This window comes from Lysobacter tyrosinilyticus (genome assembly GCF_054779815.1).
This window is the reverse complement of record NZ_BAAGXN010000016.1, coordinates 1-7,432: the sequence shown is the minus strand read 5'-3', so window position 1 is coordinate 7,432 and position 7,432 is coordinate 1. Positions and strand designations below refer to the sequence as shown.

The 7,432-nt window shown below is 56.6% G+C and carries 9 protein-coding genes; all 9 read right to left on the bottom strand.

From position 1 onward, the window contains the following. Window positions 1–453: 453 nt before the first annotated feature. The gene (locus tag ACYVGK_RS17695; protein ID WP_460736153.1) at window positions 454–930 is read right to left on the bottom strand and encodes a DUF4262 domain-containing protein; all 477 of its coding nucleotides are present in this window, start codon (window positions 928–930) and stop codon (window positions 454–456) included. A 555-nt stretch (window positions 931–1,485) separates the two neighbouring features. After that, window positions 1,486–2,001, bottom strand: a complete 516-nt coding sequence (locus ACYVGK_RS17690) for a hypothetical protein (protein WP_460736151.1) — start codon at window positions 1,999–2,001, stop codon at window positions 1,486–1,488. A gap of 57 nt (window positions 2,002–2,058) precedes the next feature. Continuing rightward, the gene (locus ACYVGK_RS17685; protein ID WP_460736149.1) at window positions 2,059–2,403 is read right to left on the bottom strand and encodes a hypothetical protein; all 345 of its coding nucleotides are present in this window, start codon (window positions 2,401–2,403) and stop codon (window positions 2,059–2,061) included. Between the two features lie 985 nt (window positions 2,404–3,388). Continuing rightward, the gene (locus ACYVGK_RS17680; protein ID WP_460736147.1) at window positions 3,389–3,604 is read right to left on the bottom strand and encodes a hypothetical protein; all 216 of its coding nucleotides are present in this window, start codon (window positions 3,602–3,604) and stop codon (window positions 3,389–3,391) included. Between the two features lie 656 nt (window positions 3,605–4,260). Further along, window positions 4,261–4,671, bottom strand: a complete 411-nt coding sequence (locus ACYVGK_RS17675) for a hypothetical protein (RefSeq protein ID WP_460736145.1) — start codon at window positions 4,669–4,671, stop codon at window positions 4,261–4,263. Window positions 4,672–4,752: 81 nt separating this feature from the next. Then, complete coding sequence (locus ACYVGK_RS17670; RefSeq protein ID WP_460736143.1) at window positions 4,753–5,022, bottom strand: hypothetical protein; 270 nt, start codon at window positions 5,020–5,022, stop codon at window positions 4,753–4,755. Between the two features lie 58 nt (window positions 5,023–5,080). Continuing rightward, window positions 5,081–5,500 (bottom strand): hypothetical protein, encoded by a 420-nt coding sequence (locus tag ACYVGK_RS17665; protein ID WP_460736141.1) that lies wholly within the window; start codon window positions 5,498–5,500, stop codon window positions 5,081–5,083. Window positions 5,501–5,569: 69 nt separating this feature from the next. Next, on the bottom strand, window positions 5,570–5,956 hold the full coding sequence (locus ACYVGK_RS17660) for a hypothetical protein (protein WP_460736139.1): 387 nt from the start codon (window positions 5,954–5,956) through the stop codon (window positions 5,570–5,572). 519 nt (window positions 5,957–6,475) lie between these two features. Next, window positions 6,476–6,877, bottom strand: coding sequence for a DUF2750 domain-containing protein (locus ACYVGK_RS17655; protein WP_460736137.1), 402 nt, complete (start codon window positions 6,875–6,877; stop codon window positions 6,476–6,478). Window positions 6,878–7,432 lie beyond the last annotated feature (555 nt).

Here is a 7,432-nt window from a genome sequence, read left to right as displayed (position 1 = left end):
CTCATGTGGGGCCTAACGCCTGAATTAAGCCGAGCCGCGAAGCGGCTTCGGCTTGAATGAATTGTTAGGCCGCGCGACGCCAAATGGGACGCCGCTAGCCTAGTGGGAAACTACGTCAGCGCGGAAGAAGCCAGGTCAGCAGGCCAAAGGCTCCAAACAAGAGCCCAAGGAATGCAACGAATAGCCCCTCACGCACAGCAGCAGCACCGACGTACTCTTTGGGTGCGCTAGATCTGCCCTTTGTGGTGATCTTGCGCCGAACAGCGCCAACAACACCATGAACAAAAAATGCGACCGCTACCACACACATTGCGGCCCCGACGGATACGTACGCCACCCCTAGCCAAGCGGCTACAAAGCCAAGGTTTAGTAGTTGAGTCGGAGAGGGTCTCATTGGAGGCCTAACGCCTGAATTAAGCCGAGCCGCGAAGCGGCTTCGGCTTGAATGAATTGTTAGGCACCACTGCCCGTATCTCCGAGAACCGGCTGAGACCAGCGAAAGCTCTCAGGTGCGTCAGGGTGCCATGGAAACAAGCCCTGTTTGGATGGCCAGACGAGCTGATACATGGAGAAGTCGCTGTCCTGATACAGCCAGCAGTCGGATAGTGCGTACTCCTCTCGGTTCATTCGACTGACCTCTACGAAGATGCAAGGGTAGCCTTGAATAATCTCGTCGCTTGGCTTGGAAAGGTCGATGGGATCACCACTTGCTGCTCGGTCGGCGATAAGGCTGACCAAGCCATGTGCGGCTTCTTGCGGTAGGCCGAACAGAATGATCTCGGGGTGGTTGTACGAGGACAGCAGTCCAACCGAATAGGAAAAGGACGGTCCCTCATCGTCCCCGAACACGTGAGTGAAGTGCCATCCGTGCTCACCAATGTTGCGGAGCACGGACTCTTCGTAGGAATTCTTGGCCGCCGGAAATGTCATTTGTGGTGCCTAACGCCTGAATTAAGCCGAGCCGCGAAGCGGCTTCGGCTTGAATGAATTGTTAGCTGCCTGCCCGTGCAGACAACATGTGGGAAAAGTACTCACCGTACGCGCCGCGCCCTGAAAAAACAGTTGGAGAGGGGCCGTTTGGCTGGAGCTCGACGGCACGCCCGGCGAGGACGCGGCCCAACTCCACCCAATAGGCCTCGTCTCCCAGGCACCATGGAAGGAGTTGGGCCATTAGGCCCACTACAAAGCAGACCTCTGGGTCCGAAGTCCCGACGCCGCCAAGGGCCGCAAAAGTCTCCGAGCATGTAGTTGCCGTGTCGTGCTCCGCGGGTAGCCCGGTGAGAAACGGAGGCTCAGCATTGCAGTACCAGCTCAGGAAGAGCAGACGGAGTGCCGTCTCGCGGTCTCTTTCGCCTGCAGCCCAGCGGGTTAGGAGCATCTCGAAAGATTCGCCAAGCACCGGGGCGCCATCACGGCCCAAGTAGCCATTCTCTGCGTTGTTGATTTCGACGAGCGATGGAACCATGGAGGCAGCTAACGCCTGAATTAAGCCGAGCCGCGAAGCGGCTTCGGCTTGAATGAATTGTTAGGCCGCAAGACGGAGGCCCAAACCAGATAGTAGATGCTAGCGCCAGCGAAGCCATGTAAAGCGAATGCGAGCACTGACTGAATGTAATTGAGCCAGCCATAGAGCGTCGGAACCCCGGCAACAACAAACTCCCGGTACTGGCCATACCAGTTGCCGCCAGATGAGTAGCCTGGATCCCCGCCAGGCAAGTCCCATCCTGCGAATAGAGCCCCCGCAGATGCTCCCACTAGGGCGAGTGGCCACCAACGGAACTTGCCTAAGCGCCAAAGTGCTATGGAAAGAGGGATGCCCAGCAGGAGCACAAAGGGAGTTGCAAAGAGAATGGTGTAGAAGAAGAGCGGACCAAGGTCGGCCCACGAAACCTCGGCGCCATAAATGATTAGGTCTGGCAAAAGAAACCAGATGAAAAGAACGAACGGTTGAACTATGACCGCGGCGATTGAAGCAACAATGGTCGTGAGAAAGACTTTCATGCGGCCTAACGCCTGAATTAAGCCGAGCCGCGAAGCGGCTTCGGCTTGAATGAATTGTTAGGCCGCATCACGACTAATCACGGCCGCACGAGAATGAATTGCTGTAACGGCGTCGCTGAAGGTTGCCTCAAGAGCCAAGGGAACGGTCAGCGATACGAGCACGGGGCAGTTCCGAAAATCAGGATGCACGTACATTTCCTCTTCGGGGTCTCCAGGTAAGTACATAGGATCCTCGTTGTACGACACCGCAACCTTGGCGCCGTCGGCGCCCTCATGAAGCCAGTACTCACCAAGATAACTACTCTCGTGTTGGGTAAACGTCAGCCCCAGAGCTTTGCCAAGAGCTGCGGCAACCGGGCCGGTGTCCGATATGTCGAGACCAAAAACTTTGTGTATGACCATGCTCGCTGCGGCCTAACGCCTGAATTAAGCCGAGCCGCGAAGCGGCTTCGGCTTGAATGAATTGTTAGGCGCCAACTCGGCCACCTATACGTGCCCGCAAGAATACTGCGAGGCCAAGAGGGATGCCCGTGGTTACTAGAAGGGTCGGTAGCTCTGGTGCCCAAGGTGTAGCCAATTGGAGCGTAGAGGCGAGGCCGCACACAGCGCCCAGGGCGGCGTGTTGGCGCGCTGACATTACAGAGAGCCTTTTAGCCCGCGCGAAGACGAGCACAGCCAAGGCAACTAAGGCTGAGAGCAGCAGATAGATCGGGAGCTGCACGAAGGTATGCAGCGGGCCGATGCCAGAGTTGATGGCGGATGCATACTCAATGGCCGATCGCGCCGTGGCAGTGAGAATGCAGGTGGCAATAAGCCCGCCCACAAAGCATGCAACGCTGAGAGTTCTACTGAACGATGGGGTAGTCACTTGTGGCGCCTAACGCCTGAATTAAGCCGAGCCGCGAAGCGGCTTCGGCTTGAATGAATTGTTAGGCCCGCTGCCGCCGAGCCCGCTAGATGTAGACAGCAAGATACAACTCCCTGCGCCACCCACGCTGGCTCATGCAAGAAAGGACCCGGGCTTGAGCAGTTTGGAGAAGAGCAGGAGCACGTTTCTCAGAGAGGCTTGCTATGCAGGTATCTAGGTCAGGCTTTGCCAGGGCGTCCCGGCATTCGCTCTCGCTAGATACGGGGCCTTGCGCCCAGCAGAACAGGCCGTACTCATGCTCCGGTAGCGTTTCGAGAGCGCGTAAGTACGCGGTCTGTGACGAGCAGCCAGCTAACAGTAGCCCTGCGGATAGCCAGAGAATTCTCATGCGGGACCTAACGCCTGAATTAAGCCGAGCCGCGAAGCGGCTTCGGCTTGAATGAATTGTTAGGCCACGTCACGGTGCTTGTTGAGCTTGGCCACGACCTTCTTTGAAAAGGAGAATATCAGCGCGCTGATTTAGAACCAAAGCCAAGAAAAGATAAGCGCCGCAACAACATTGTTGATGTAGAAAATGACCTGTCCGCTGCGATCGTGAACAGGTACCGTGCCAAGCCCGCCTTGGTAAAGGATTGCGACAAATATTAATGGTGCCGCTGCCATAAATACGGCTGAAACCATCTTGGTGGTGACGGCAACAAAGAATGCCGAACTGCTGTATTCGTCTGTTTCCATGGTTGGATGACTTGGTAGCGGCCTAACGCCTGAATTAAGCCGAGCCGCGAAGCGGCTTCGGCTTGAATGAATTGTTAGCACCTATCCATGGACTCCGGGGCGGGTGCATTTGTAACGACATTGATTGGTTTCCGGACGACTGAGACTAGCAATGCGTTGTAACCGCGCTGATCACAGTCCACGCCGGTACGGTAGGAGTTGAGGATGACCGTAGCCCGGCCAGTCGCTTGGCGCGAACGAGCGGCCGCCAAGGACTTGCGCTGGGCTGGAGTAAGAAAGGCTCGAAGTGCTACATCAGTGTTTCTTAGCCATATTTCTCGGACAGGGCCGCGCTGCGAATCATGAGGCAAGATTTCACGGCTGGGCTTATCGGGCCTAAACAGGACGCGAAAGGGATAGCCCTCACTGCCTGGCTCCCAGATCACCTCGAATGAGCCAGCAATCTTGACCCTGCCAGAAAACGTAGTCTCGTTGGGCTTAGAGACGCCGGCCTGCTTGAGAGGCGATGGGCGGGCAGATATGAACCTAGCATCTTGTGCCAAAGCACTGGGGGTGACGGCAATCAGCAGGATCACAAGAAGGATGCGAAAGGCTGTCATGGGTGCTAACGCCTGAATTAAGCCGAGCCGCGAAGCGGCTTCGGCTTGAATGAATTGTTAGGCGCCATCCGACAGCGCCACCGCGGGAGTGCTCTCTATGAATCTTGGGCGAAAGCTAGCCCATAGAAGCATCCCGCCCGCAAATAGATTGAATCCCAACTCTGCGGATGGAGCGAACCAGCCAACGGAAATGCTGAGATTGAAGCCAAGAGTAAATAAGAACTGGTAGTCGGGAGTGGTTACATGTACCAGTTGAATTGCATAGAAGAGCAGGACCAAATAGCCAGCCCAGCGAACGTTGCGGAGCCAGCCAATGCCCGCAACTGCACCAGCCAATGCCAGTGCGAGGTTTGTGCCGACGAAGGCTATGGGGTAGCCAATTTGCGAAGCAATCCAAACGGCCCATAGGGAGCCGAGGAGTGCATGAGCGGTCGTAATGCCGCCGATGAATTTGTCTTGCTTGGACATTCCTGATGCTCTCTATGGCGCCTAACGCCTGAATTAAGCCGAGCCGCGAAGCGGCTTCGGCTTGAATGAATTGTTAGGCATCTAGCCGACGAGCTCAAACTGCCCCTGAGGTAGGGACAGGGTATGCGACTCGTGTTGACCAGGCCCACGGTTGAACCACTTTGTCACTGTTACCAAGCCGGTAGAGGATATTTCCTCTACGGGAAATGTCTCGCCAATCATGGAGCGAATGTCCTCGATCTCGCTGGGCTCGAGGAAATCGAACAGCTCCATCTGCAGGGCGATGACTCTGACGAGGTTGCCGATACGTACGGTCTTGCCGTTTGTGTCGGCCGTTGTGACGTCTGCCATAGATGCCTAACGCCTGAATTAAGCCGACCCGCGAAGCGGGTTCGGCTTGAATGAATTGTTAGGCCTCTCCCCGGGACAGGGAGTAGACCTCTATCAAGTACGGCTCAGCAATGACTAGATATGCCCCATCCGGGGACAGCGAGGCAATGAACCAATCACCAGAGAGCGTCCTGAAAGAAATGTCATGGATCTTACCGTCGAGATCTAGCTGTACATTCTGAGAAGGTGCGGCAGGATCGAAGCTGTAGGAAACGCTGGCGGAGCCAACTCGGAGCAACGGGGCACTATCCGATACTCCCAGATGCTCCGGATGCAACTCCGCAAATGAGTAGGGGTTGTCATCAAGCACTTGGACGGAGGGTGGCTGCAACGAGACGAGGAACACCTCGTCGTAGTCGAACACGTACATCGTGTCGTTCTCCGGGAGGGTGAGCCCCCGAACTCTCTCCGAGATTCTAGGTAGATCGACTTTCTGCATAAGAGGCCTAACGCCTGAATTAAGCCGAGCCGCGAAGCGGCTTCGGCTTGAATGAATTGTTAGGCCCCATCACGGCTGGCACTCAGCGCGCACAGACTTGACGATGCCTTTGCTGACAGCAATCTGCAGCCAGCAGGCCGACTGGGACCCCGGATACTCCATGAAGGTGCCGTCCTCCCGATCAGCCACCAGCGGCGGACCATATTTTGCCTTTGCTTTGGCGAAGGGCATGCCGGGACAAATGCCGGCCGGCGTGCAGTGTTGTTTGGAGGTGCTGAGCACCTCGCCGACGCGACGCCCTTCACCGAGCCACACGGTTAAGCCAGGGTAGTCCATGCGGATGTCGAGGAAGTCGCCGGTGTCCGTGGTGCGGCGCGGCTGTCCGAGCTTGCGCAGAACAGTAGCCTCTGTGTCGCCGAGAGCGATGCCACTGAGCGAAAACTCTTGGTCATTCACGAGGGAAGGCTCCGCAGCTGATGCGGAGCCAAGTAGAAGGAAGGCAATAACAGCGCAGAAGATGTGTCTCATGGGGCCTAACGCCTGAATTAAGCCGAGCCGCGAAGCGGCTTCGGCTTGAATGAATTGTTAGGCCCCATGCGGCACGAAGTCGGCGACTAACACGATGAAGCTTATCACTGCTCCTGAGCCCGCCAGTCTGGATGCCAAGACGAGCAGGCGCGTGCCTAAAGGACGATTCGCCAGTGATTGCGGACGCACCCACGGCAAAATGAATTGAACACGCATGTAACGCGGACGCCCAAATAGCTGGTTTGCCCCGTAGGTGAATAGCTCATCCCGAGCGCGAGGATCGGATCGCAGGGCGGATCGAGCAAGGAGACTCAATACTGAGTGAAGCATCAAGAAGACTACAGTCAGCACAATGGACAAGGGCGGCATGAAACTCTCTTTGGGGCCTAACGCCTGAATTAAGCCGAGCCGCGAAGCGGCTTCGGCTTGAATGAATTGTTAGGCCGATCACTCGATGCGTGACAGCTCATCTTGGATGGCCTGTTGTAACTGAAGCGCCGGGACGACAGTGCCGCGCATTGTAGGGGTAGGAAACACGGCAACTGCCACTCCATCCTTGGCCATGCCGGGCAACCAGCGCTCCAAGAACTCGTGTACTTCAATGGAGTCAGGTGAATTGCCGGCCCAGTTGTCGGTGGCGCACGCCGCGGCATAGTCCGGGTGAGGCCAGAAGGGAAAGGCTGAGTTGCCATCGTCATCTGCAGCAGAAACCCAGCCGTTCTTGTCTTTCAGACCCCAGACAAGCTGCCAATCAGCGACCCGTCCAACAAAGTGCCGGTAGCGTTCGGGTCCGGGCAGTGCCAAGACTGCCTGGAACTGCTTTGGGTTGAGCGGATATGGACTTGCCATGAGCGGCCTAACGCCTGAATTAAGCCGAGCCGCGAAGCGGCTTCGGCTTGAATGAATTGTTAGGGCCCATTTAGCGCCCTGTCCGACCACGCAAACAAGTACTGATCACACTCCCATCGCGCGGTGAACCAGCAAGCGTAAACACCCGCATAGGTGCCAGGTTGACGGCATGCTTCGCTAGACGAGCAAGTGCCCGCAATCTGGAAAGTTGACTTTGGCTCCAGGCGGCGGTCATGAAGCATCACAGGCTCATCCGGCGGAAAGGTTGGGCGGCCGACTGGCCCGTTAGTTGGGTTGGTTGAGTACGTTACGAGATAGTGCAGAAAGATTGCGCTACGCAACGAGTCATTACGGAGCGTAAGCTGGTACTTGCCGCTCTCTGGGTCGTACGAGTCAACGTGCAACGACAAGCTATCGGTCACGGGGCGCGACATGGTCACGCAGCCACAAAGACATAGGGAGAAAACTGCGAGGATTCCTCTCATGGGGCCTAACGCCTGAATTAAGCCGAGCCGCGAAGCGGCTTCGGCTTGAATGAATTGTTAGGCATTGGAC

Coding starts and splice junctions, on each gene's coding strand:
- ACYVGK_RS17695 (WP_460736153.1), bottom strand. CDS start 930: ATGACATTTCCGGCGGCCAAGAATTCCTACGAAGAGTCCGTGCTCCGC.
- ACYVGK_RS17690 (WP_460736151.1), bottom strand. CDS start 2,001: ATGAAAGTCTTTCTCACGACCATTGTTGCTTCAATCGCCGCGGTCATA.
- ACYVGK_RS17685 (WP_460736149.1), bottom strand. CDS start 2,403: ATGGTCATACACAAAGTTTTTGGTCTCGACATATCGGACACCGGCCCG.
- ACYVGK_RS17680 (WP_460736147.1), bottom strand. CDS start 3,604: ATGGAAACAGACGAATACAGCAGTTCGGCATTCTTTGTTGCCGTCACC.
- ACYVGK_RS17675 (WP_460736145.1), bottom strand. CDS start 4,671: ATGTCCAAGCAAGACAAATTCATCGGCGGCATTACGACCGCTCATGCA.
- ACYVGK_RS17670 (WP_460736143.1), bottom strand. CDS start 5,022: ATGGCAGACGTCACAACGGCCGACACAAACGGCAAGACCGTACGTATC.
- ACYVGK_RS17665 (WP_460736141.1), bottom strand. CDS start 5,500: ATGCAGAAAGTCGATCTACCTAGAATCTCGGAGAGAGTTCGGGGGCTC.
- ACYVGK_RS17655 (WP_460736137.1), bottom strand. CDS start 6,877: ATGGCAAGTCCATATCCGCTCAACCCAAAGCAGTTCCAGGCAGTCTTG.